This window comes from Haloarcula sp. H-hyl2 (genome assembly GCF_056934385.1).
On the sequence record NZ_JBRIIJ010000001.1, the window covers coordinates 1,256,664 to 1,279,071 of the forward strand.

Annotated in this window: 22 protein-coding genes and 2 tRNA genes; 8 read left to right on the forward strand and 16 right to left on the reverse strand. The window is 65.2% G+C overall.

Annotated elements, in window-relative coordinates; translation table 11 throughout:
• Positions 1-41: 41 nt before the first annotated feature.
• The 3 genes from bioU to panB form a co-directional block, all read right to left on the reverse strand.
• Complete coding sequence (gene bioU / locus Hhyl2_RS06490) at positions 42-1,130, reverse strand: (S)-8-amino-7-oxononanoate synthase BioU (RefSeq protein WP_483549921.1); 1,089 nt, start codon at positions 1,128-1,130, stop codon at positions 42-44.
• 2 nt (positions 1,131-1,132) lie between these two features.
• The gene (gene bioB, locus Hhyl2_RS06495; RefSeq protein WP_483549922.1) at positions 1,133-2,248 is read right to left on the reverse strand and encodes a biotin synthase BioB; all 1,116 of its coding nucleotides are present in this window, start codon (positions 2,246-2,248) and stop codon (positions 1,133-1,135) included.
• A gap of 61 nt (positions 2,249-2,309) precedes the next feature.
• The gene (panB, locus tag Hhyl2_RS06500) at positions 2,310-3,119 is read right to left on the reverse strand and encodes a 3-methyl-2-oxobutanoate hydroxymethyltransferase (protein WP_483549923.1); all 810 of its coding nucleotides are present in this window, start codon (positions 3,117-3,119) and stop codon (positions 2,310-2,312) included.
• A gap of 88 nt (positions 3,120-3,207) precedes the next feature.
• Here panB and Hhyl2_RS06505 point away from each other — a divergent pair, with 88 nt between their 5' ends.
• Positions 3,208-3,435, forward strand: coding sequence for a DUF5822 domain-containing protein (locus Hhyl2_RS06505; RefSeq protein WP_483549924.1), 228 nt, complete (start codon positions 3,208-3,210; stop codon positions 3,433-3,435).
• Here the strand turns inward: Hhyl2_RS06505 and Hhyl2_RS06510 are convergent.
• Both Hhyl2_RS06510 and Hhyl2_RS06515 read right to left on the reverse strand, forming a co-directional pair.
• Complete coding sequence (locus Hhyl2_RS06510; protein ID WP_483549925.1) at positions 3,414-3,956, reverse strand: HAD family hydrolase; 543 nt, start codon at positions 3,954-3,956, stop codon at positions 3,414-3,416. The genes Hhyl2_RS06505 and Hhyl2_RS06510 overlap by 22 nt on opposite strands.
• A 48-nt stretch (positions 3,957-4,004) precedes the next feature.
• On the reverse strand, positions 4,005-4,511 hold the full coding sequence (locus tag Hhyl2_RS06515; protein WP_483549926.1) for a helix-turn-helix domain-containing protein: 507 nt from the start codon (positions 4,509-4,511) through the stop codon (positions 4,005-4,007).
• A 132-nt stretch (positions 4,512-4,643) separates the two neighbouring features.
• Between Hhyl2_RS06515 and Hhyl2_RS06520 the strand changes: the two genes are divergently transcribed.
• A tRNA-Leu gene (locus tag Hhyl2_RS06520) sits at positions 4,644-4,728 on the forward strand.
• Positions 4,729-5,466: 738 nt separating this feature from the next.
• Here the strand turns inward: Hhyl2_RS06520 and Hhyl2_RS06525 are convergent.
• From Hhyl2_RS06525 to Hhyl2_RS06555, 7 genes are all read right to left on the reverse strand, one after another.
• A complete protein-coding gene (locus tag Hhyl2_RS06525) occupies positions 5,467-6,765 on the reverse strand; it encodes a 5'-deoxyadenosine deaminase (protein WP_483550556.1) in 1,299 nt (432 codons plus the stop codon).
• 87 nt (positions 6,766-6,852) lie between these two features.
• The gene (locus tag Hhyl2_RS06530; RefSeq protein ID WP_483549927.1) at positions 6,853-8,682 is read right to left on the reverse strand and encodes an FAD-binding protein; all 1,830 of its coding nucleotides are present in this window, start codon (positions 8,680-8,682) and stop codon (positions 6,853-6,855) included.
• Positions 8,683-8,716: 34 nt separating this feature from the next.
• Positions 8,717-9,601, reverse strand: coding sequence for a succinate dehydrogenase/fumarate reductase iron-sulfur subunit (locus Hhyl2_RS06535; RefSeq protein ID WP_483549928.1), 885 nt, complete (start codon positions 9,599-9,601; stop codon positions 8,717-8,719).
• 3 nt (positions 9,602-9,604) lie between these two features.
• Complete coding sequence (locus tag Hhyl2_RS06540) at positions 9,605-9,970, reverse strand: succinate dehydrogenase hydrophobic membrane anchor subunit (RefSeq protein WP_483549929.1); 366 nt, start codon at positions 9,968-9,970, stop codon at positions 9,605-9,607.
• Positions 9,970-10,365, reverse strand: a complete 396-nt coding sequence (gene sdhC / locus Hhyl2_RS06545) for a succinate dehydrogenase, cytochrome b556 subunit (RefSeq protein ID WP_483549930.1) — start codon at positions 10,363-10,365, stop codon at positions 9,970-9,972. The genes Hhyl2_RS06540 and sdhC overlap by 1 nt, the downstream gene beginning before the upstream one ends.
• Before the next feature lie 116 nt (positions 10,366-10,481).
• The gene (locus tag Hhyl2_RS06550) at positions 10,482-10,727 is read right to left on the reverse strand and encodes a HalOD1 output domain-containing protein (RefSeq protein ID WP_483549931.1); all 246 of its coding nucleotides are present in this window, start codon (positions 10,725-10,727) and stop codon (positions 10,482-10,484) included.
• Positions 10,728-10,732: 5 nt separating this feature from the next.
• Entirely contained in the window at positions 10,733-10,969 is a 237-nt protein-coding gene (locus Hhyl2_RS06555) for a hypothetical protein (protein WP_483549932.1), read from the reverse strand.
• 152 nt (positions 10,970-11,121) lie between these two features.
• On the opposite strand from Hhyl2_RS06555, the gene Hhyl2_RS06560 reads away from it, so the two are divergent.
• Entirely contained in the window at positions 11,122-11,790 is a 669-nt protein-coding gene (locus Hhyl2_RS06560) for a helix-turn-helix domain-containing protein (protein WP_483549933.1), read from the forward strand.
• Positions 11,791-11,879: 89 nt separating this feature from the next.
• Here Hhyl2_RS06560 and Hhyl2_RS06565 read toward each other — a convergent pair whose 3' ends face one another.
• Positions 11,880-12,950 (reverse strand): succinylglutamate desuccinylase/aspartoacylase family protein, encoded by a 1,071-nt coding sequence (locus Hhyl2_RS06565; protein WP_483549934.1) that lies wholly within the window; start codon positions 12,948-12,950, stop codon positions 11,880-11,882.
• A gap of 105 nt (positions 12,951-13,055) precedes the next feature.
• On the opposite strand from Hhyl2_RS06565, the gene Hhyl2_RS06570 reads away from it, so the two are divergent.
• The gene (locus Hhyl2_RS06570) at positions 13,056-14,411 is read left to right on the forward strand and encodes a RimK family alpha-L-glutamate ligase (RefSeq protein ID WP_483549935.1); all 1,356 of its coding nucleotides are present in this window, start codon (positions 13,056-13,058) and stop codon (positions 14,409-14,411) included.
• Here Hhyl2_RS06570 and Hhyl2_RS06575 read toward each other — a convergent pair whose 3' ends face one another.
• The 3 genes from Hhyl2_RS06575 to cysE all read right to left on the reverse strand — a co-directional run bounded on the left by Hhyl2_RS06575 (position 14,412) and on the right by cysE (position 17,109).
• Positions 14,412-15,023 (reverse strand): DNA-3-methyladenine glycosylase family protein, encoded by a 612-nt coding sequence (locus tag Hhyl2_RS06575; RefSeq protein WP_483549936.1) that lies wholly within the window; start codon positions 15,021-15,023, stop codon positions 14,412-14,414.
• A 37-nt stretch (positions 15,024-15,060) separates the two neighbouring features.
• Positions 15,061-16,488: a right-handed parallel beta-helix repeat-containing protein gene (locus Hhyl2_RS06580; RefSeq protein WP_483549937.1), complete on the reverse strand. Its 1,428-nt coding sequence runs from the start codon at positions 16,486-16,488 to the stop codon at positions 15,061-15,063.
• Positions 16,489-16,554: 66 nt separating this feature from the next.
• On the reverse strand, positions 16,555-17,109 hold the full coding sequence (gene cysE, locus Hhyl2_RS06585; RefSeq protein WP_483549938.1) for a serine O-acetyltransferase: 555 nt from the start codon (positions 17,107-17,109) through the stop codon (positions 16,555-16,557).
• A 342-nt stretch (positions 17,110-17,451) separates the two neighbouring features.
• Here cysE and Hhyl2_RS06590 point away from each other — a divergent pair, with 342 nt between their 5' ends.
• From Hhyl2_RS06590 to glmU, 4 genes are all read left to right on the forward strand, one after another.
• Positions 17,452-19,434 carry a 3-hydroxyacyl-CoA dehydrogenase/enoyl-CoA hydratase family protein gene (locus tag Hhyl2_RS06590; protein ID WP_483549939.1) on the forward strand — a complete coding sequence of 661 codons (1,983 nt, stop codon included), beginning with the start codon at positions 17,452-17,454 and terminating at the stop codon, positions 19,432-19,434.
• Positions 19,435-19,523: 89 nt separating this feature from the next.
• Positions 19,524-20,885: a sensor histidine kinase gene (locus Hhyl2_RS06595; protein ID WP_483549940.1), complete on the forward strand. Its 1,362-nt coding sequence runs from the start codon at positions 19,524-19,526 to the stop codon at positions 20,883-20,885.
• A gap of 96 nt (positions 20,886-20,981) precedes the next feature.
• A tRNA-Glu gene (locus Hhyl2_RS06600) sits at positions 20,982-21,086 on the forward strand.
• A gap of 100 nt (positions 21,087-21,186) precedes the next feature.
• A complete protein-coding gene (gene glmU, locus Hhyl2_RS06605) occupies positions 21,187-22,368 on the forward strand; it encodes a bifunctional sugar-1-phosphate nucleotidylyltransferase/acetyltransferase (protein WP_483549941.1) in 1,182 nt (393 codons plus the stop codon).
• The last annotated feature ends 40 nt before the right edge of the window (positions 22,369-22,408 follow it).

Genomic DNA, 22,408 nt, shown 5'->3' on the forward strand with positions numbered 1-22,408 from the left:
ACTGTCCCACCTGTGGGAGACGGGCTCACAGACCGGGCCGCTCAGAAGCCGGGCATCAGGTCCGCCGGGCCGAAGACGCCGTAGTGGCCCGCGCGGTTGTTGCGGACGCCGGCCTTCAGGTAGCCCAGCGCGGGCCCGTTGACGTTGGCCTCCATGCTCGTGACGTCGTCGAGCTGGAAGGTGTTGGTCCCAGTCTCGCCGTCGAAGGTCGTGCCCGTGACCGAGACGGTCGTCGTCGTGGGCTTCTCGTCCGAGCGGACGTCCAGCACGCCGCCGACGTGGACGTCCTCGGCGTCACAGATACCGGCCCGTTCGAGCAGGACGTCGTCGGCGTGTTCCATGTCGTGGAACTCCAGGACGCCGTCGTGCTCGTCGATCAGGTCCTCGATCTCCTGTTCGCTCATCTCGCGTGCGGTCTTGATGTCGTAGCCGTCGAGATGGGCGATGTCCTCGCGGACGGTCCCACGGTTGTCCTCGTAGCCGGACTTGAGGCCGACGCCCCACCAGATCTCGACCTCTTCGACCTCGACGAACGACTGGGCCGCGAGCGCGGCCGCGCCGGTGAGGAACCCGGGTGTCGCGCCGGCGCCACAGACGAAGGTGATACCCGACTCCTTCAGTTGCTCCTCGCGGTCGTCGAGCATGCCGATGACACGCGAGCGCTTGAGCACGTCGATGAGGACGCCCTCGTAGTCCGCCTCGGCGAAGCGTTCGGCGACCCGCGGGATGAAGTCGTGTTCGAGGTTCGGGAGCGCCAGCAGGACGGCGTCGACGTCGTCGGACTCGGCGATGACGTCGTCGATGGGCGTCTCGGTGGGATCGCCCTGCTCGCTGGCGACGATACCGGCTTGCTCGCCGTGCTGTTTGACGCCCTCGACCGCCCCGCTCGCCTCGGTGGCTGCACCGCCGTCGGTGGCGATATCGTCGTCCGGGCCGCCCTCCGGCCCGCTTGCGATGTTCCCTTCGGTCGCGTCGAGCAGTTCCTCGACGTCGAGGCCGTCGTGGTCGACCGCCACGCCGTTGCGGTCACAGGCAGCGACGGCTGTCAGGCCGTCCTTGTGTTGTGAGACTTCGAGCGTTCGTCGGCCGATGCCACCCGTACCAAGTACTGCGAAACGTACGTCGTCCATTGTCAGTCGTCGGATTGGAGTTCTGATTTCGTCTGTGCTGTGCCGGCGGCCGTCTCGGGATCGGTCCCCTTCTCGGCCCGTGCCTTGACTTCCTCGGGGTCGAAGTCGTTGGCGTCCGTGTTCGGTTCCAGCCCCGCCTCGTCCATGATCTCCAGGTCGTCGGCGGCGGACTGGCCCTCGGTCGTGAGGTAGTCACCGGTCAGGATGCCGTCGGCGCCCGCCTCCAGGGCGGCCACCTGCCCGTCCGTATCGAGGTTGACCTCCCGCCCACCCGTGAGACGGACGCGCGCCTCGGGGTGGAGCAGTCGGTAGACCGCGATGGTCTTGACGACTTCCTCGGTCGTGATGTCCGGGAGCCCCTGTTCGGCCAGGGGCGTCCCCTCGACTGGGTTGAGGATGTTGACCGGCAGCGAGGAGATACCGATGTCCTGGAGCGCCATCGCGGCCTCCACGCGGTCGGTCGGCGTCTCCCCCATGCCGAGGATGACGCCGGCACAGAGGTCCATGCCGGCCTCCTTGGCGACTTCGAGAGTATGGACGCGGTCCTCGAAGGCATGGGTGTCGACGATCTCCGGAAAGTACCGGGGCGAGGTCTCGATGTTGTGATTGTAGTGGTTGAGCCCCTCGTCGGCCAGTATCGCTGCTTCCTCCTCCGTGAGGATCCCCAGGCTGGCGTCGACCTCCACGTCGGTCTCGTCCCGAACCAGTCGGATCGCTTCGAGAACTTCTTCCCACTCTTCGGGTCGCTGTTCCTTCGAGACGCCTTTCTCTGCGACGACGATGCCGAAGCGCTGGGCGCCGTCGCGCTCGGCTCGTTTCGCGGCCTCCAGTATCTTCTCCGGCCCCAGGAAGCCGTAGTTGTCGATGCCGGTGTCGAAGTGGACGGACTGGGCGCAGAACCCACAGTCCTCCGCGCAGTTGCCCGCCTTCGCGTTCACGATCGAACACGCGTCGACGGTCTCGTCACCCAGCTGGGTGCGGACGTAGTCCGCGCCCGCCGCGAGATCCGATACCGGCTGTGCGATGAGCGCCATCCCGTCCGTGCGGTCGAGTCGCTCGCCGTCGAGTACGCGAGCGACTGCGTCGTCGACCGTGCGGTTGCCCGTCTCGTAAACCACACTCCCTGTGTCGGTTGACGGGCGGATAAAGATTCGGGTCCCGCCGGTCCGAAAGCAGCACTCAGTACAGGTCGTTCAGTTCCTCGTCGGTACTGGTGTGTTCCTCGGCCGGGAACTCGCCGGCCTCGACCGCGTCGACGTACCCGGAGATGGCGTCGCGCATCCCGCTCCGGACGTCTCCGAACTGCTCGGCGAACGGCGGGCTCCGCTCGGCCAGGCCGACCACGTCGGTGAACACCAGGACCTGGCCGTCGCACTCACCGCCAGCGCCGATGCCGATGGTCGGGATATCGATGGCCTCGGTGACCTGCGCGGCGAGGTTCGCTGGGATGTGTTCCAGCACGAGCGCGAACGCGCCGGCCGCCTCGTGCTCGCGCGCGAGATCCAGAATCGCTTCGGCCTCCTCGCGGTCGTCGGCCTGTTGGGTGTAGCCGGTCTGGTTGACGCTCTGGGGCGTCAGTCCGAGATGGGCCATCACCGGGATGCCGAGATCGGCAAGCCGCTCGGTTAACTCGATCGTGTGGGGCCCGGACTCCAGTTTCACGGCGTTGGCGCCCTCCTCCTTGAGCATCCGTCCGCAGTTCTCGACGCTCTCGCCCAGGTCGGCGCCAAAGGAGAGGAAAGGCATATCCGCGACGACCAGCGTGTCGTCGGTCCCGCGAGCGACCGCCCCGACTCTGGATGCCATCTCGTCGAGCGTGACTGGCAGCGTGTTCTCGTGGCCCAGCACAGCGTTGCCCATGCTGTCGCCGACCAGCACGACGTCGATCCCGCTCTCCTCGACGATCTCGGCCGTCACTGCATCGTAGGCCGTCAGCATCGTGATCGGTTCCTCGCCCGCCATCGACTGGAGGTCACGGACGGTAGTCATGTGCGAGGCGGCGCGCGCCGGATGCTTACGTCTTCGGGTACCGGTTCGAACCGGAAGGGGCTTGCCGGCGCCGAGTCAACGGCCGCATGTGCCAGCAGTCGAAGAGACCGACCCGGACGGCGTCGACTTCGGGTGGGTCATGCAGACGACGTTCGTCACGACGATCCTGGTCGGGTCGCCGATCGTCGCCGTGGCGTCGATCCCGGCGACGCTGCCGACCTGGACAGCGCGGGCGCTGTTCGCCGTCCGGGTCGGAGCGGTCGTCTGGTTCCTGACTGCAATCGGTGTCTACCTCTACGCTCGATACCGGCGCTGATCGAACTCGCGGGCCCACACGAACTCTGTGCCTGCTCGCCGGGCAGTCTCCGCGTCGCGCTGTGAGTCGCCGACGAACACCGTCGCCGACGGCGCGACGTCGAGATCGTCGACGACACGCAGCAATCCCTCGGGATCTGGTTTCGAGGACCCGACGGTATCGCGGCCCACCACGGGGCCCACGTGCGCATCGAGTTCGTGGACGTCGAGCGCGTCCCGGACGGCGACCTCGGCGTTGAGCGAGCAGACGCCGACCGGCACGTCGTGCGGGAGGCCATCGGCCAACGGCAGTCGGTCGGACTGGGCCGCACCCTGGCGCTCGTACTCGGTGATCGTCTCCTCGACGACCCGCCGGTGGCCGACCTCGTCGGACAGTTCCAGCATCGACCAGAGGTCACCGGATTCGGGGTCGACGTCACGGTCCCGGAGCACCGCTGCGACATCCGCGGCGACTGTGTCCCAGTCGACCGCTAACCGAACGAGCGTCCCGTCGAGATCGTAGACCACAGCGTCGTGTGTCACGGTGGACGGTACGCTACGGGGAAGGAAAGGTACTTCGAGAGTCGCCGGTTACTCCGTCGACTCGACCAGTTCGACGTCGAGGAACTGTTCGAGTGCAGCGATGGTCGAGCCACCGACGTTCGCCTGGGTCGCACGACCCTGTTCGACGGCCAGCACGTCGGCCTCGTCGAGACCGAGTTCGTCGGCGAGTTCGCTGGTCTGGAGCCCCTCAGCCTGGCGCGCTTCGGTCACGAGCTCGCCGTAGCCGCTCACCAGATAGGGGAGTTGATCGTCGTCGTAGTCGGCGCCGTCCTCCCAGTGGGAGGGGTCGGCTTGCTGTGCGTCGTGGGCACGAGCGACGTTCTGGGCCGCCCGCTTGCGTCGTTCGCGGTCGTCGGGAGAGCTGTCGCCTGTCGCGGTCCGGTCGTTCTCACCGTGGTCGCGCGCGCAGTCGTCACAGACCTGCAACGTCGCGCCAGCGACACTCGCCGTCTGGAGGTCGCCGCCGTCGGCGCCACAGAGTTCGCAGCTCCCGCCGGCGTCGCTCCCCCCGCTGCCGGTCGAGTATTTGGCCATGAGGCCGGTAGCGGCCTCGTCATATTTGAAACGTCCGATTCATGGGAATGGGACTCCCTCCCGCGCCCGCCGCCAAACGAAAGCGCTTTTATTGGGCCACCGGGTACGATTGAGTGCAGTAAGATAGCGCGAGCGTGGGTAGCCAAGCCAGGCCAACGGCGCAGCGTTGAGGGCGCTGTCCCGTAGGGGTCCGCCGGTTCGAATCCGGTCCCACGCATTTTTGTCACGAACGGATCTGTGAGTGACAAAATCGTCTGACCGATTCGAACCCTGGGAGGAACGCGCAGCGAACGGAGTGAGCGAGCATTTCTCCATCCGGTTCGAATCCGGTCCCACGCATATTCTGTCGCGAGCAAATCCGCGAGCGACTGTTTTGTGCCGAGCGGATTCGAACTCTGGGAGTCGCAGCGCGAACGAAGTGAGCGAGCATTTCTCCATCCGGTTCGAATCCGGTCCCACGCATATTCTGTCGCGAGCAAATCCGCGAGCGACTGTTTTGTGCCGAGCGGATTCGAACTCTGGGAGTCGCAGCGCGAACGAAGTGAGCGAGCATTTCTCCATCCGGTTCGAATCCGGTCCCACGCATTCTTCGAGCGAACGGGCGTGAGCGAACAGCTCTCTATCCGGCCCAGATCGGTGAACTACGCCGACGAGTGGTCTGCGTAAAGATTTCGCGGAAACAGCAACCGAAACCGGGGACTCCGCGTGGCAGGTCCATCCCACACTGTGAGACGAGAACTCACGTTCGGAGCTGTCTCACGTGATCCGACAGCCGAACTACCGCTCGAACGTGGGGTTCTATCCCAGCGTGATTCTCGGAGATGATAATTCCAGCAACAGATTTTTTACTGACGGCTCTTTCCTATCCAACAGGCACCGTACTGGTGCCACCACCCCCCACCCACCCCCACCTTACTTTCGGAGTGTACTCCCGAAGAGCGACAGCGCACGCGACTCAGTCGTCGACGTACTGCGTCGCGAGCGTCGCTGCTCGTGTTTTGATCCGTTCAGCGTCTACCGTTCGGTGCTCACCGTCGTAGACGACGCGACCGTCGACCATCGTGAACTGTACGTCGTCGCCGTGGGCTGCGTAGACGAGGTGTGAGAGCGTGTCGTGGACCGGTGTCGCGCGCGCCGGTGCCGTCGAGAGGCCGATCACGTCCGCGCGCCACCCCTCTCTGAGTGCGCCGAGGCGCTCGAAGCCGGCGGCGCGTGCCCCGTTGACCGTCGCCATCTCGAACACAGACCGGGCGGACAGCGACGTGGGGTCGACGTGCTCGACTTTCTGGAGGAGCGCAGCCTGTCGCATCTCGGTGAACGGGTCGAGCGTGTTGTTACAGGGCGGACCGTCGTTGCCTAGCGCGACCGTGATACCGCGCTCGAGATACTCCTCGACGGGTGCGACGCCGCTGGCGAGTTTCATGTTCGAGGACGGACAGTGCGTGACACAGGTGTCGGTCTCCGCAAGCAGCTGGCGTTCGGCCTCGTCAGTCCAGACACAGTGGGCGAGCGTCACGTCCGGACCCGTCAGGCCGACCTCGTCGAGCCACGCGATGTTGCCCATTCCGGTACGTTCCTCGACGGTCGCGATCTCGTCGCGGTTCTCGCTGGCGTGGGTGTGGATCCGGACGCCGTCGTAGCTGTCGGCCAACTCGCGCGCGCCGCGGAGACACGCCTCCGAGCAGGTGACGGCGAACCGGGGCGTCACCGCGTAGCGAACGCGGTCCTCGAACGCGCCGTGGTACGACTGGATGAGCCGCTCGGACTCCTCTAAGCCCGTCTCCGTCGCTTCGAGTAGTCCGTCGGGGCTGTCTCGGTCCATCAGGACCTTCCCGAGCAGTCCTCGGATACCCACCTCGCCGGCGGCCTCGAACGCCTCCTCGGCGTGGTGGACCGAGAGGTGGTCGACCACCGTCGTGACACCGCTTTCGAGACACTCCAGGTAGCCCAGTAACGCGGCGACACGTGTCGCCTCGGCGTCCATCGCGGCTTCCATCGGGAGCACGTGGTCGAACAGCCAGTCCAGCAGCGCCTCGTCGTCGGCGATGCCGCGCCCGAGGCTCTGGACGCTGTGGACGTGGGCACCCACCAGCCCCGGCGCGACAACGTCGAACGTGCGGCGTTCGTGGTCCGGATACCGGTCGACGGCGGTCCTCCGGTCGCCGACGAAGACGATGGTATCGTCCGTCGTGACGACGGCGCCGTCGTCGATGACCGTCTGACTGTCCGCGACGACCGTTCCAGCGACGAGCATATCTCGTTCGCTCACTCACACCCCGCCGACAAAGAGTATCCGGACGATACGCCGGGAGAAATAGACCCTGCGGCCGACAGCCACGGTTCAGTACGAGCGTTCCTTGGGTTCGTAGGTCTCCTCGTCACCTTCGAGAACGACCGGTTTGTAGTAGAGTTCGGGGTCGCCGCCGTTCCAGGCGAGCATGGTGTGTTTGATCCACTCGTCGTCCTTGCGCTCCTGGTGCTCGGCACGCCAGTGAGCGCCACGGAACTCCTCGCGGGCCAGCGCGCCGATGGTGATGGCCTCGGCCACGTCGAGGATGTTCCGCGTCTCGATGGTGTGGATGAGGTCGGTGTTGTAGGTCCGCGAGGGGTCCGAGACGGCGACGTTCTCGTACTCCCGCCGGGCGTCCTTGAGTTCCCGGAGCGCCTGCTTCAGGCCGTCCTCCTCGCGGAAGACGTTGACGCGCTGGGTCATCGTCTCCTGGACGTCCGCGCGGACCTCGGCGTGGTTGATGCCGTCGGACTCGATGAGCGACTCGACGCGCTCGCGCTCCTGCTCGACGGCGCTCTTGACGACGCTCTTCGGTTTGGCGGCCGTCCCGCCGTCGGCAGCGACGTCGTCGCTGCCCGTCTCGATGGCACCGGGTGCGACCGGCGGCTCGACGGCGCCGTCCTCGCTCTTGGCGGAGGGACCGGTCTCGATCTCGGCGGTCTTCATGTCCTTGCCAGCGGCGTGGTGGCCGGCGCGGGCGCCAAAGACCAGCAGTTCCGGCAAGGCGTTCCCGCCGAGGCGGTTCGCGCCGTGCAGCGAGACACAGGCCGTCTCGCCGGCCGCGTAGAGCCCCTCGATGCAGGTCTCGCCGTTCTCGTCGCACTCGACGCCACCCATGGCGTAGTGCTGGCCGGGCTTGACCGGCATCGGCTCGTCCAACCCGTCGACGCCCTCGAAGTCCTCCGCGAGGTGGAGGATGTTCTCCAGACGGTCGAGGATGCGCTCCTCGCCGAGGTGGCGCATGTCCAGGTGGACGTACTCGTCCTCGATGCCGCGGCCCTCGTTGACTTCGGTCAGTTCGGCCCGCGAGACGACGTCCCGTGAGGCGAGTTCGCCGTCGTTGTTCGCGTAGCCGTACTCGAACATGAACCGCTCCTCGTCGTCGTTGTAGAGGATGCCACCCTCGCCACGGACACCCTCGGAGATGAGGACACCCGTCGACGGCAGCGTCGTCGGGTGGAACTGGATCATCTCCATGTCCTCCATCGGGACGCCGGCGCGGTAGGCCATCGCACAGCCGTCACCGGTGTTGGCGACGGCGTTGGTCGTGTGATCGAAGGCCTGCCCGAGCCCACCGGTAGCGAGGATCACGCCGTTCTTGGCCCGGAAGCCGTGGATCTCGCCGGATTTGATGTCGTAGGCAACACAGCCGTGACAGGTCCGGTTCTCGGGGTTCTCGTGGTCGGTCACCGCGAGGTTCGTGACGTACCACTCGTCGTAGACCTCGATGCCGCGCTTGACCGCCTGCTCGTACATCGTGTGCAGCAGGTGGTGGCCGGTCTCGGCGCCGGCGTAGGTCGTCCGCGGGAACGACATCCCCCCGAACGGGCGCTGGGAGACACGGCCGTCGTCCTCGCGGGAGAACGGCATCCCCCAGTGCTCGATCTGGATGACTTCCTCGGGAGCGTCCTTGGCGAAGGTGTCGATCGCCGGCGCGTCCCCGAGGTAGTCCGACCCCTTCATCGTGTCGTAGGCGTGCAGGTCCCAGGAGTCCCCGTCCCGAAGCGCCGCGTTGATGCCACCCTCGGCCGCACCTGTGTGGCTGCGGACCGGGTGGAGTTTCGTCACGAGGGCCACGTCGGCACCCTCCTCGTGTGCTGCGATAGCCGCTCTGAGGCCGGCGCCGCCCGCGCCGACCACGATGACGTCGTGTTCGTACATAGTGTGGGAAATTGTGTCGTATGCGCCCTTAGGATTACCAGAACTTGAGGTTGTTCTTCACTGCCTCGCGCTTGAGTTCCTGGATGTGCTCGGTCAGCGGGATGTCCTTCGGACACACCTCGGTACAGGAGAACTGGGTCTGGCACCGCCAGACGCCGTGTTCCTGTTCGATGATCCGGAGCCGCTGCTGTTTCCGGTTCTCGCCCTCGCGTTCGTCCATCGCGAAGCGGTAGGCCTTGTTGATGGCTGCCGGGCCCAGATACTCGTTGTCGCCGGCCGCGATGTTACACGAGGACATGCAGGCGCCACACCAGATACACCGCGTGGACATCTTGACCTTCTCGCGGTTCTCGCGGGTCTGGCGCTGCTCTTCGAGTTCGTCGTCCGGGAGTTCGTCGGCGTCGAAGTACGGTTCGACGGCCTCCATCTGGTCGTAGAAGTGCTCCATGTCCACGACGAGGTCCTTGACGACCTCCTGGTGGGGGAGCGGTTCGATGCGTACCGGCGTCTCCAGATCCGCGATCTGTGTCTTACAGCCCAGGCGCTGACGTCCGTTGACGAACAGCGCGTCCGACCCACAGACGGCCTGCCGACAGGAGTGTCGGAAGGTCAGCGAGGAGTCGTACTGGTCACGCGCGTAGATGAGCGCGTCGAGGATGGTCATCCCCTTGTGGAACGGGACGACGAAGTCGTCGAACCGTGGTTCCTGCTTGTCCTCGACTTCGGGGTCGTAGCGGAACACCTTCAGCAGGATCGTCTCCTCGTCGTCGAGTGTGGACTTCTCGCGCTCGGCCTGTTTCTGTTCGTCGAGGCGCTGCCGTTTCTCCGCCCGGCGCCGTTCGCCGGGCGATTCGACGGCCGATTCGGCCTCCTGTTCGCTCTCTGACTCGGTCTCTTGTTGTTCGATCTGTGTACTCATGGATTAGACGAGGTTGGTCATGGCGACTGCGACACGGGTCCCCTGCACGACGAGCAGGAGTCCGGCGACCGCCAGCAGGTACTTGATCGCCGTCTTCTGGGTCCCCTGGATACCCTGGTTGACGAGCGCGTTGTAGACACCGTTGACACCGTGGAACGTCGCCGTCACGAGGAACAGCCACATCGTCGCGAAGTAGCCCACCTGACTCATCCGGACCTGCGTGCCGGCGAAGGTGATGTCCGCGGCGTGGTTGACGAAGTGAAGCAGCATGAAGTGGAAGGCCAGCACGCCGATCAGGAAGACGGCCGTGAGTCGCTGGAGGAGCCAGCGACGGCCACCGCGCTCGAACGAGGAGTAGTGTTCGGCCATCAGGCTAGTTTCCCCCCGAGGAACGTCGGGACGCTGGCGACGACGATCGCGCCCGTCAGCACCAGCGACAGGTAGAAGCTCTTGTCCTGTGATTCCAGTCCGACACCGAGGTCGACCATCAACAGGCGGATGCCGTTGAGGATGTGGAAGACGGCGACGGCGAGCAACCCGATCTCGAGGAACCGAACGATAAGGAGCGCTTCGAGTCCCCGGAGTGTGTTCGTGTAGAGATCGGCTGTCCCGAGAGAGGTGCTCAGAACGGCGATATGGGTAAAGAGGTACCCCACGAGCACCCAGCCGGTGAACTTGTGGAATATCCAGGCCCACATCCCGGCTGTGAACTCCCGCCACCGTCCGAAGTCCTCGACGGTGCCGCGATTGTAAGACTGACTCATACACTGGGGGGTTAGTCCGGGGACAGATAGTAGTTACTACAGCACACGCAGGTCGCCGGATTTTGAGCCGAAGACGTTCGCCTGTTGACGATATCGACCGAATCGTGATCAGTCGGTCACTCGAGTGAGACTGTCACCGACTCGTCGATGTGAATTACCGTGTCGGTGACCAGCACGTCGTGGTCGCCAAGCGTGAACTCGACGGCGACTGGTTCACCCTCGTGTCGGACGAGCGCATCGAGCGCCTCAGCGTCGATTACTTCCGAGAGCACGAAATCCAACTCGATCGGATCGACGCCCTCGACGTCCGCGATGGCCTCGACGAGACGAACGGAGGGCGAGACGTGCGAGTCCTGTGGCATCGGTATCACTCTATCTGGTCCTCGTCGGCGAGTTCGACGATCATCGCCTCCCAGTCGGTGGCGCTACCGGCTGTTCGACATTCCCAGGCGCCACAGATATCGACGTCGTTTTCGGACGCCGTCAGTAGGAGCGCTGTAAGGGCATCGTTGAACTGGGCTGCCGTCGTTACCGACGGCGAGTTGGGGGTGTCTTCAGACATGAGTTGACGGCCGGTCCGGGTATCCGACCGTTCCTCGGTCATCGGATATGGGCTTGGTGGCCGAACTGTCGAATAGCACTGTTCTTTCCGGCCCTTGGTCCGATGTTGTTATAGAACTGCCGGTCACCATGGCACACCATGCTGTACGGGGTTGGTGTACCATGCACCCCTGTTATAACCGAGACGCAACGAGTATGCGGACACGCAGAATGACAGTCGTCGCCGACGTGAGCGTCCCAGTCAACGCCGTCGAACTGGGACGACTGTTCGATGCAGGCTCTGATGCGTCTCTCGTCCTCGAACGGGTCGTCCCGATGGCAGAGACGAACGTCCCGTTCGTGTGGATCGACCAGACCCGCCGATCTGGCGCGCTGGAGACACTCGAACGTCATCCAGCCATCGACGACGTCGCAGTGGTCTGCGACCAGGGGGAACAATCGCTGTACGCGATCGACTGGGACGTGACCGGAGAACCGCTGTTCACAGCGATCCAGGCGGCTGACTGCCGGTTTCTCGGTGGATGGATCTCGAACGGGAACTGGCAGTTCGACCTTCGGTTCCCCGGCCAGGAACAGCTCTCGGCGTTCAGAGAGTACTGTGAGGAGGAGTCACTCCCGATCGAATTCAGGCGGGTCTACAACCCCACTAAACCGGGGACGGGGGCCCACTACGGCCTGACGCCCCGGCAGCGAGAGACCCTCATCAAAGCGGTCACCGAAGGCTACTACGCGATCCCACGGGAATATTCGACGAAGGAACTCGGCGACTCGCTGGACATCTCGGACCAGGCGGTGACTGAACGACTTCGGCGCGCTATCATCACCCTGGTCGAGAACACACTCATCGCGTCACAGCCGGAGTGAGACGGCAGCAGCCGGTCGACTATAGTAGCAATTGAAACGGTTTACACACCGATCGCACTGCCGTCGTGCGATCGGGTGTGCAGTGATCTTCAATGGCTACTATAGGATTCCGTCCGGGTGACGTCGGCAGTGACCGCCGCCTCGCTATCCGCTGCAGTCCGTTCGAGCGCCCGCCGTGTCCGGTCGTCGAGACTCACCAGGTGACAGAGCGGGTTCCCGGGATAGACAAGCGGGTTCTCCAGAACACCGACCAGGAGGCCGGTAAAGGGTGCGTCGACCGCCGTCGTGTCGGTCTTGAACGGGTTCGTTATCTCGCAGATCGTCTCGCCCTCGTGGACCAGCGCACCGCGTTCGTGATGCATATCGACGAGGCCGCCGGCGTCGGCACGGATCCAGGTCTTGTCGTCGGCACCGTTGCCGTTCCCGATGACGGTCCGCCACCCCGGCCACCGGACCACCTCGCTCTCCAGGACGCCGAACTCGGCAAGCACCGAGCGGACGCTGTCGAGCGCGCTGTCGATGAGCGACCGCTGGAACCGGTGAGCTTCGCCCATCTCGATGGTGATCGTCGGGACGCCGGCGACACTGGCTTCTCGCCGGAGCGATCCCGAGGGCCCCTCCGAGGAGATGATGAGGTTCGACGCGAAGGAGTTTGCCACTCTGGCCACGTCCTGGTCGGACATGTCGGCACGCACGTGGAGCATGTTCGTCCGTCCACGGGTCGACGTGTGAAAGTCGAGGCCCAGATCACACGGTTCGAGGAAGTTCCGGAAGACCTTGTGGGCCATCCGTTTCGCGCTCGTCGAGTCCGGGTTCCCCGGGAACGACCGGTTCAGGTCCCGGTCGTAGATCGGGAGGTATCGCTCCTGTGCGAGGAAGGCGGGCACGTTCAACACCGGGAGACAGATCAGCGTGCCCGCGAGGTCGCTGTGGTCCCACTCGTGGGCGACCTCACGGACCACCTCGATACCGTTGAGTTCGTCGCCGTGGGCGGCCGCCGAGAGGAACACCGTCGGCCCGGCGCGCCCGCCGTTGATGATCGTCACCGGGAGCCGAACCGGGTCGCCCATGTAAGTCTCGCTGACGGTGTACCGGACGTTCTGTATCTCGCCCGGGTCGACGCGTCCACCGTCGTAGGTGAATGGCTCGGCATCGTCCATGCCCCTACGGAGAGAGTCTGGCCGTATAAACGTGTCCAGCGGCGTTCGAACCGCGTCGGGCGGTCAACCATCAACGCTTTTTCAACGGAATCAGAAGCCATCCGTATGAGTGACGAGGACATCACCGTCGGCGTACTCAGCCTCCATTCGAGCAAGGAGACGAAGGCGATCCTGAACGCCGCCGAGGAGATGGGCTACGGAACAGAGTGGCTGCGTGCCGAGAACACGACGATCAGCGTCAGTGACGGGGAGATGGGCCTCTCCCCCGAGGTGGACGTCATCGCGAACCGGCTGTTACTGTCCAGCGCCGAGGACCCGACCGAGGGAGTCGGCCTAGCGCTGACCCTTTCGAAGCAGGCGCCGATGCTGAACGAACCCACGGCGGCGACGACAGCGCTCCACAAGTTCGCCAGTGCCGCGGCGCTCGCGGAGGCCGACGTGCCCATCCCGGACGCCGTGATGGCCCTGTCGAACGATAAACTGAACACCGAACGCAAGCGGTTCGGGGACCGAGCCGTCTACAAGACCGCTATCGGTACCCACGGTGGTGGGACGTGGATGGTCGAACTGGACGACCCCGTCAACGCGAAGATCGGGAACCGGCACGCGTTCCTCCAGGAGTTCATCGACCACGACGAGAACCGTCATCACGATCTCCGGGTCTACGTCGTCGGCGACGAGATCGTCGGCGCGATGAACCGCTACGCGCCAGAGGGCGAGTGGCGGACCAACGTCGCTCTGGGCGGCGACGTCGAGGACATGACGGGGCGACTCCCGGACGAGGTCCAGAAGATCGCACTCACGGCCGCCGACGCCATCGGACTGGACTACGCCGGCGTCGACGTCGTCGAGGGCGACGACGGCTACTACGTGCTGGAGGTGAATCCGACGGCCGGATTCCGCGGCCTGTTCAAGGCCACCGGGATCAGTCCGGCGCCCTACATCGCCAAACTGGCCGTCGAGCAGGCAGGGGGGAGTGTCCCCGACAGCGAGGTCCAGCGACTCCAGGGGACCCTGGACGACTCCCGGCCGGCGTGTATGCCCCGCGAGACGACCGAACGCAGTTCCGAGACCATCGTCGTCGGCTACATCGAGGAGGTCGTCGTCACGGGCACCCGCGGTGCCAAGACCGTCCTCGCCAAATCAGACACCGGCGCGACCCGGACGAGCATCGACACGCGACTGGCTGCCGATATCGGGACTGGTCCGATCCTCGACATCGTCAACATCAAATCCGGCAGCGTGAAGGGCGGGCGGTCCCGCCCGGTCGTCGACCTCGTGGTCGGCATCGGCGGGACTCAGCACACGGTCACCGCGAGCGTCGAGGACCGCTCGCACATGGACTACCCGCTCCTGCTGGGCCGGGACATCCTCAAGCACTACCAGGTCGACGTCACCCGCCGGGCCGACGACGAACCCGACATCGACACCGAGGAGGAAGAGGAGAACGCGGAGGAGTAGTCACTCCTCGGTGACCTCGGCGACGCTCTCGGCGATGTCCTCCTCGGCGCGCCAGAGATAGAGACTGGCGTAACTCCGGTAGGGCGCCCACCGCTCGGCGAACGTCCGCATCTCCGCGCGGTCGTAGCCGTCGCCGACGACGGTCTCGAACCCCTTCCTGATGCCCAGATCGCCGACCGGGAAGACGTCCTCGCGGCCCAGCGCGAACATGAGTTGCATGTTGGCCGTCCAGTCGCCGACACCGGTGATCGCGGTGAGTTCCGCTCTGACGACGTCGTCGGTCATATCCTCGAAGGACGACCGGGAGTAGCCGTGTTCGTCGAACGCCGCGGCGACCTCGTTGACGTACCTGGTCTTCTGTCGGGAGAGTCCGACGTCCCTGAGCGTCTCGTCGTCGGCAGCCTGGATGCCCGCCGGCGTCACCTCGACGGCGTCGAACAGCCGCTCACGGGTGGCCGCCGCCGACGCCATCGACACCTGCTGGCGCAGGATGGAGGTCACCAGCCGCTCGAAGAGGTCGTCGGCCGGGTCGAGCGTCAGTTCGCCGTGGTGGTCGACGAGCGGGCCGAGGTACTCGTCCGTTCGCAACGTCTCGTGTGGCGAATCACTCATCGGCGGCCATAGCGGCCCGGCAGAGAAGAACCTGCCGTCAGCAGTAGTCGCCCTGACCGTTCCCGGAGACGGTGTTGCCGTTGTTGCGGAACTCGTTGTCGTTTGGCGGTCGTGCACAGGCACCGTACTGGCCGTTGTTCGTCAGCGTGCTGTCGGTGACGACGTTGCCGGTGCTGGAGTCGATGTAGACGCCGCTGCCACCGTTGTCGTCGACGACGGTCCGCTCGATCGTTGTGTCGTCGGTGGAAAACAGCTGTATCCCGTAGGACCCGCTGTTGCTGACAGTGCTACCTCGGATCGTCGAATCGTCAGACGCCGACAGCTGTATCCCGTAGGACCCGCTGTTGCTGACAGTGCTACCTCGGATCGTCAGCTCCCTGGAAGACCATCCTCTGATGCCGACAGCGCCGCTCTCGGTTACGCTGCTGTCGACCATCTCCGTCCGAGTGGACTGGAAATCGAAGACTCCCGAGTAGCTGTTCTGTACCGCAGTGATGTCTGTGAACGTCGAATCCGTCGCACCGAAGACGAGTATGCCGTACTGGACAACCGACACGTTCGTCCGCTCTACCCGCGTCGAACTCGCACCGTTGTAGACCACTACACCAAACTGGCCTGCTTCCGATACGTTCGAGTCCGTGACCCTCGCGTCGGTCGTCCCGGATATCGAAACTCCCAGATTCGCGCCGGCGACGTCGACGTTCGAAACGGTCACGTCGTCGACGCCGTTCAGGAGAACGCCCTGGTTCCCCGTAGGCGAGTCGACGGTCACGCCAGTGACCTCGCCGCCGTCACCGCCCTGGTACTCGACCCCGGTGTCCCAGTCGGTCACCGTCAGGTCCCGGACCGTCACGTCAGAGGTGCCAGCCGCGACCTGCACGCCGGTCGAGCCAGTACCGTCGGAGTCGATCGTATGCCCCTGACCGAGGATGGTGACGTTGTCGGCCTGCACGTCGAGACAGGTAGTGTTTGGACTCTGTGAGACGTCGCTCACCAGCCGGTAGGTGTCGGACTCGGTGATCTCGGTACACCCGCTGATGGTCCGGCCCAGATCGGCCGTTCCTTCCCACTCCGTTAGAACAGCAGACTCCTCGGACGAACGCGGTGCCCAGACGACCCGAATCGTCTCGTCGCGGTCGGCGGCGGGCAGGGTGAGTTCGTTCCCAGCCGTGACCGATCCGTCACTGGTCGTCCCGCCGAGCGTGTCCCAGCGTCCGAAGGTGACGCCCCCGTCGGGGTCGGTCCCCCTCACGTAGACGGACGACGGGTCGATTGCGTCGCCGTGGGTGTAGACAACCGAGACGGTCCCGCCGCTGTCCTCGACCGTGAACGCGCCCGAGGGCGGGACGGCCTGGTCGCCAACGAGTCCGAACGCGGCAACCGCCAGAACAGTCATGAGGACGAGACCGACGGCTACGAGGAGGAGATTGGCCACCACCGGCGCTGCACCCCGTTCGTCCACCACTGGTAGTAAGCATCTCAAGTGCTATCTAAAAAGTTCCTATCCGGAACTCAGCGCTGGATATCGACGTCAGGAGTCTGCCGGCGCGGGGCGGGAAGTAGTATCGTCCCGGCCAGCTTCGACCGGTTTCGCCGGGTTCCCCGCGACCGTCGTCCCTGGCGGGACGTCGTCGACGACGACAGCGCCGGCGCCCACGGTGGCGCCGTCACCGACGGTGATCGGGCCGACGAGCGTCGCACCCGCGCCGACGGTCACGTCGTCGCCCAGCGTCGGGTGGCGTTTCTCCCGGCGCATGGACGCGCCGCCGAGCGTGACGCCGTGATACAGCAGGACGTCGTCCCCGATCTCGGCGGTCTCGCCGACGACCACCCCCATCCCGTGGTCGACGAACAGGCGGTCGCCGATGGTGGCGGCCGGGTGGATCTCGACGCCTGTGAGCAGGCGTGTGATGTGCGAGAGGATGCGGGCGGGCAGCGGGAACCCAGCCTGGAAGAGCCAGTGTGCGATGCGGTAGAGCCAGACCGCGTGGAGCCCCGGATACGTGAGGACGACCTCGATGGCGCTGGTCGCGGCAGGGTCTTTTGCGAGTGCAGTGCGGACGTCGTCTCGGAGTGTGTCGAGCATGGTGTGGCGTGTGTCGTGTCGGTTGGGTGCCGGTACGGCCGGGGCGAGAAAGCTATCGACAACACCGACACGCCACTGCACCGCGGGCTGGTCGTGCGACGGGCGAGCCCTCATCGTGAGTATTGTAGACTATGTCCGGATACCGCTGATCCTCGGAATCGGCGCGTACCGGTACATCGCTACAATACTCACGATGGACCGACGGGAGCACGGCACCCATCATACTCCGGGCTAGCAGGACCGCGCTGTTAAAAGGAGCGGTCGGCGAACCACAATAAACGCCACCAAAGTTTCGAAACGAGAGAAACGTTGAAACGTGGTCCGAGAGTGGGAGTACACGTCATGGATTTCGAGGACATCGAGACGATCGCGGTACTGGGTGCCGGCAACATGGGTCACGGGATCACCGAAGTGGCCGCACTGGCCGGCTACGACGTGCGGATGCGAGATATCAAAGACGAGTTCGTCCAGGACGGCTACGACAACATCGAGTGGTCGTTGAACAAGCTCGCCGAGAAAGAGCAGATCTCACAGGAAGAAGCCGACGCGACACTCGACCGTATCACGCCGCTGGTCGAGGTCGAAGAAGCGGTCGGTGACGCCGACGTCGTCATCGAGGCGGTCCCCGAGAAGATGGAGATCAAGGAGGACGTCTACAACGAGGTCGAAGAGTACGCCCCCGCGGAGGCCATCTTCGCCACGAACACCTCCAGCCTCTCGATCACAAAACTCTCCGAGGTGACCGACCGCCCCGGCCAGTTCTGCGGGATGCACTTTTTCAACCCGCCGATCCGGATGGACCTCGTCGAGGTCATCTCCGGTGCACACACCGACCCGGAGACGCTGGACCTGATCGAGGACCTGGCGGAGGACTTCGGGAAGACACCCGTGCGCGTCCGCAAGGACGTCCCCGGGTTCATCGTGAACCGGATCCTCGTCCCGCTGATGAACGAGGCCGCGTGGCTCGTCCACGACGGCGTCGCGACCATCGAGGAGGTCGACGCCACGACGAAGTTCGACATCGGCCTGCCGATGGGGAGTTTCGAACTCTCGGACTACGTCGGCATCGACGTCGGCTACCACGTCCTCGACTACATGCACGAGGTCGCCGGCGAACGCTACGAGCCGTGCCCGATGATGGTCGAGAAGGTCGAGAACGAGGAGTTCGGCAAGAAGTCCGGGAAGGGCTTCTACGACTACGAGGACGGCGAGGGCGCCGACGTCCCGATGGACGACGACCTGTTCAGCGAGGCCGTCAAGGAGCGCCTGCTCGCAGTGCTGGCCAACGAGGTCGCCTACCTCGTCGGGGACGACGTCGCCTCCCCCGAAGAGATCGACACCGCAGTCAAACTCGGCGGGCGCTGGCCGAAGGGGCCGGCGAAGTTCGCCGACGAGTACGGCGTCGCGAAACTCGCCGACGCCCTCCAGTCCGCCTACGAGGAGTCCGGCCATCCCCGTTACGAGCCGTTCGACCACCTCTCGACGGTCGTCGAGGAAGGTGGGTTCTACGACGGCGGCGAGGACGGCCAGGGAGCACCCAGCTTCGACACCATCGAGCTCACGTACCCAGGTGACAAGGTCGCACAGATCGAGCTCTCCCGCCCCCAGCAGATGAACTCCATCAGCTTAGAGCTCATCGACGAACTCGACGCGGCCATCGACGTCGTCGAGGAGGACGACGACGTGCGTGCACTCTTGCTCCGGGGCGCCGGGTCGAAGGCGTTCTCCGCGGGCGCGGACTTCATGAGCATCGCCGGGGGCGGCGCCGACCCCTTCGGCGCGGTCGAACTCTCGAAACACGGCCAGGAGACGTTCGGCCGGCTCGAGGAGATCGAGATGCCGGTCGTCGCCGCCATCGACGGCTACTGTCTCGGCGGCGGGATGGAACTAGCGACCTGTGCGGACATCCGTGTCGCGACGACCCGCTCCGAGTTCGGCCAGCCCGAGTTCGACCTCGGTCTCCTCCCGGGCTGGGGCGGTACCCAGCGCCTCCAGCGCATCGTCGGGATGGGCCGTGCGAAGGAGATCATCTTCACCGCCGATCACTTCGAAGCCGAGGAGATGGCGGACTACGGGTTCGTGAACGAAGTGTACGACCCCGACGAGTTCGAATCGGCCGCACTCGAGTACACCGAACAGCTCGCACGGGGCCCGCCGCTCGCACAGCGGTTCACCAAGCGCGCGATGCACAAGGGCTGGGACAACCACGAGGCCGGCCTGGAGGTCGAGTCGATGGGCTTCGGCCACGTCGTGAACTCCGAGGACGTCCACGAGGGTATCAACGCCTTCTTCGGCGACGAGGACCCCGAATTCGAAGGGAAGTAAGTAGCTCCGCCTGACGCCCTCGGAGGTCAGGAACGTCACCGATTATTTATAACCGTTACATCCTTAGCGGGATACGTGTGGGTTTCCCCGTGAGTGAGCAGACCATCCTGTATGTCGGCGCCGATCCCGAAGCCCCGGAGATACTGGATCGGTCAGTGAGGACTGTCGATACCCTGGACGGCGCGCTCACAGTACTCGACGGTGTCGACTGCGTGATCAGTGAGTACGACCTCGCCGACGGTGACGGACTCACGTTGCTCGAGGCAGTTCGAGACCGCAGTCCGGCGATATCGTTCATCCTGGTTCCCGAAACCACGGACGGTGACATCGCCAGCCGCGCCGTCGACGGTGGCGTCACCGCCTTCCTGCCACGTGACCTCCCGGAGTTCGGGCGGCGCCTCCGTGAACGAATCGAAGAGGTGGTCGCGACCGGAGCCGCGGGGAGCGACTCTGTATTCGCCAAGATGATCGACGGCGTCGGTGTCGGTGTCGCACTCTACGCTGCTGACGGCCGGTTCCGGTACGTCAACCCCACCTACGCGGAGATGCTCGACCGCGACCCCCAGTCGCTCGTCGACGAGGGAATCTGGGCGATCAATCCAGCCGTCGACCCCGACCGGTTCGACGACTACTGGGAGTCGTTCGACGAGGGGGACACACGCAGGGCAGAGACGACCCATCTGCGCGCCGACGGGACGGAACTCCCGGTCGAAACACACACGACGGCGATCACCGTCGGTGACCGGCAGTACCACGTCGGCACGATCACCGATATCAGTGCTCGCCTGGCCGACCGGCGCGCACTGGAGCGCCAGAACGAACGGCTCGAACAGTTCGCCAGCGTCATCAGCCACGATCTCCGGAACCCACTCGACGTCGCGATGGGGCGTACCACCGTCCTGGCAGAGGAGTACGATAGCGAACACCTCGACGCCATCTCGGGGGCGCTCGACCGCATGGACGAACTCATCACCGACGTGCTGAAGCTCGCACGGGAGGGGAAACAGATCCAGGACCCCGAGCGCGTCGCTCTCGAATCGGTCGTCGAGACCGCATGGGAGACGGCGGGAACGCAGGACGCGACGCTGGCTGTCGGTACACTGGGCGTCGTCGACGCCGACGCGAGTCGCCTCCAGCAACTGTTCGAGAACCTCTTTCGCAACAGTGTCGAACACGGCCGGACCGACGGGGCGGAGATCACTATCACGGTCGAGCGGTTCGATCCGGTGGACAGCGTCGGCGGGTTCTACGTCGCGGACGACGGTGTCGGGTTCGGCGACGTCGAGCCCGAGCAACTGTTCGAGCACGGGTTCTCCACGACCGAAACCGGCACCGGGTTCGGGCTCGCGATCGTCGAGACCATCGCCGACGCACACGGGTGGCGAGTCCGCGCTCGCACATCGGCGGCCGGTGGTGCCCGGATCGACGTCCTCGACGTCGAGTGGCGGTAGGTAGCCGTCGACCCACGGACGACGAGGGTGTGACCTCGACACAGGGAGCGGGCGTTTCGATGGGATTAAAACGGAGCACCCGATACAGTAGGATGCGCTCGGTTGGTGTAGTCCGGCCAATCATCTTGGCCTTTCGGCTCACGGAGTCACCCTCCGCGAGGAAGACAGCCGAGGACAGGGGTTCAAATCCCCTACCGAGCACATTCTCACGAGGCGTCGACCGGCGAGCCACAGCCGTATCGTTACTGCTCGGGACGCCGAGAGCGATAGCTATTTTCGGTGACCGAACGACTCGCCGTCCATGCAAGCAGTGATCCTGGCAGCAGGTGAGGGGACGCGGATGCGACCGCTGACGGCGAACACCCCGAAGCCGATGCTGCCGGTCGCGGACCGCCCGCTCGTGGCACACACGGCCGACACCGCCATCGCTGCCGGTGCCGAGGAACTGATCTTCGTCGTCGGCTACGAGGCCGGGGAGGTCCGGTCGTACTTCGGCGACAGCTACGGCGGCGTCCCGGTCTCCTTTGCCGTCCAGACCGAACAGTTGGGAACGGCGGACGCCGTCGACGCGGCCAGCGACCACATCGACGGCCCGTTCGCGGTGCTCAACGGCGACAACCTCTACGACGAGGCGAGTCTGACGGCACTGTTCGACGCCGCGCCGTCGGTGGCTGCCTACCGTGTGGCCGACCCGCGGAACTACGGCGTGCTCTCGACGGACGGCGACACCGTCACCGGCATCGTCGAGAAACCCGACGATCCGCCGACCGAACTCGCCAACGCCGGGGCGTACGTCTTCCCGGCCGAGGCCCGCGAGTGGCTGGAGGTGCCGCTGAGCGACCGCGGCGAGCGGGAGATCACGGACGTAGTCGCGAAGGTCATCGAAGAGCGGACCGTCACGGCAGTCGAGGTCGACCGCTGGCTCGACGTCGGGCGACCCTGGGAACTGCTGGAAGCCAACGAGTGGAAACTCGGCGACCTGGACCGCCGCATCGACGGCGAGGTGGGCGGCGACGCCGACCTCCGCGGGACCGTCGTCGTCGAGGAGGGTGCGGTCGTCGAACCGGGCGTCGTCATCGAGGGACCGGCGCTCGTCCGGTCGGGGGCCCACGTGGGGCCGAACGCGTACGTGCGCGGCGCGACGATGCTCGGTGCGGACACCCACGTCGGCCACGGCGTGGAGATCAAGAACTCCGTCGTCAGTGCCGACTCCAACGTCCCGCACGTCTCCTACGTCGGCGATAGCATCCTGGGGACGGGCGTCAACTTCGGCGCGAGCACCCAGGTAGCGAACCTCCGGCACGACGGCGAGGACGTCAGGATGACCGTCAAGGGCGAGCGGGTCTCGACCGGCCGTCGGAAGTTCGGTGTCGTCGCCGGCGACGGTGTCAAGACGGCCATCAACACCAGCCTCAACGCCGGTGTCGTCCTCTCGACCGGCGCGACTACGACGCCGGGGGAAAGTGTCACGAGAGACCGGTGATCCGGTATCGGTGAAACTCGCAGGAAGGTATCTCGTGTCC

Excerpts from the sequence above, each read along its gene's own strand:
- panB (WP_483549923.1), bottom strand. The coding sequence starts at position 3,119 with ATGACTACCGTCCGTGACCTCCAGTCGATGGCGGGCGAGGAACCGATC.
- Hhyl2_RS06525 (WP_483550556.1), bottom strand. The coding sequence starts at position 6,765 with ATGCTCGTCGCTGGAACGGTCGTCGCGGACAGTCAGACGGTCATCGAC.
- Hhyl2_RS06515 (WP_483549926.1), bottom strand. The coding sequence starts at position 4,511 with ATGGCCAAATACTCGACCGGCAGCGGGGGGAGCGACGCCGGCGGGAGC.
- Hhyl2_RS06535 (WP_483549928.1), bottom strand. The coding sequence starts at position 9,601 with ATGAGTACACAGATCGAACAACAAGAGACCGAGTCAGAGAGCGAACAG.
- glmU (WP_483549941.1), top strand. The coding sequence starts at position 21,187 with ATGCAAGCAGTGATCCTGGCAGCAGGTGAGGGGACGCGGATGCGACCG.
- Hhyl2_RS06565 (WP_483549934.1), bottom strand. The coding sequence starts at position 12,950 with ATGGACGATGCCGAGCCATTCACCTACGACGGTGGACGCGTCGACCCG.
- bioU (WP_483549921.1), bottom strand. The coding sequence starts at position 1,130 with ATGGACGACGTACGTTTCGCAGTACTTGGTACGGGTGGCATCGGCCGA.
- Hhyl2_RS06590 (WP_483549939.1), top strand. The coding sequence starts at position 17,452 with ATGGATTTCGAGGACATCGAGACGATCGCGGTACTGGGTGCCGGCAAC.
- cysE (WP_483549938.1), bottom strand. The coding sequence starts at position 17,109 with ATGCTCGACACACTCCGAGACGACGTCCGCACTGCACTCGCAAAAGAC.
- Hhyl2_RS06560 (WP_483549933.1), top strand. The coding sequence starts at position 11,122 with ATGCGGACACGCAGAATGACAGTCGTCGCCGACGTGAGCGTCCCAGTC.
- sdhC (WP_483549930.1), bottom strand. The coding sequence starts at position 10,365 with ATGAGTCAGTCTTACAATCGCGGCACCGTCGAGGACTTCGGACGGTGG.
- Hhyl2_RS06555 (WP_483549932.1), bottom strand. The coding sequence starts at position 10,969 with ATGACCGAGGAACGGTCGGATACCCGGACCGGCCGTCAACTCATGTCT.
- Hhyl2_RS06550 (WP_483549931.1), bottom strand. The coding sequence starts at position 10,727 with ATGCCACAGGACTCGCACGTCTCGCCCTCCGTTCGTCTCGTCGAGGCC.
- Hhyl2_RS06530 (WP_483549927.1), bottom strand. The coding sequence starts at position 8,682 with ATGTACGAACACGACGTCATCGTGGTCGGCGCGGGCGGCGCCGGCCTC.
- Hhyl2_RS06540 (WP_483549929.1), bottom strand. The coding sequence starts at position 9,970 with ATGGCCGAACACTACTCCTCGTTCGAGCGCGGTGGCCGTCGCTGGCTC.
- Hhyl2_RS06575 (WP_483549936.1), bottom strand. The coding sequence starts at position 15,023 with ATGAGTGATTCGCCACACGAGACGTTGCGAACGGACGAGTACCTCGGC.
- Hhyl2_RS06570 (WP_483549935.1), top strand. The coding sequence starts at position 13,056 with ATGAGTGACGAGGACATCACCGTCGGCGTACTCAGCCTCCATTCGAGC.